The sequence below is a fragment of the Trinickia soli genome, assembly GCF_002879855.1.
In the GTDB taxonomy this organism is placed as follows: domain Bacteria; phylum Pseudomonadota; class Gammaproteobacteria; order Burkholderiales; family Burkholderiaceae; genus Trinickia; species Trinickia soli.
In genome coordinates, this window is record NZ_PNYB01000091.1 from 1 (window position 1) to 408 (window position 408).

1 pseudogene is annotated in these 408 nt (G+C 35.5%); it reads left to right on the forward strand.

Features of this window, described 5'->3' with window-relative positions:
- Positions 1-408: pseudogene (locus tag C0Z19_RS29255) on the forward strand (prolyl oligopeptidase family serine peptidase); the annotation flags it as partial.

Genomic DNA, 408 nt, shown 5'->3' on the forward strand with positions numbered 1-408 from the left:
GTACAACAATACGATTACAGCGGAAAACTAATCCGTGAAATCAAACTTCCTGCAGTAGGTAGTGCAGGTGGATTTGGAGCCAAAAAAGAGGATAAAACATTATACTACAGCTTTACCAATTACACGACTCCGGGAACGATCTATTCATTTGAACCAAAATCAGGTAAATCTGAAATCTACCAAAAACCAAAAGTTGATTTTAAAAGCGAAGATTACGAATCAAAACAAGTGTTCTATACTTCAAAAGACGGAACAAAAATTCCGATGATCATCACTTATAAAAAAGGATTAAAATTAGACGGTAAAAACCCAACTATTCTTTATGGATACGGCGGATTCAACGTTAGCTTAACTCCTAGTTTCAGTATTGCAAATGCCGTTTGGTTAGAAAATGGAGGAGTTTATGCT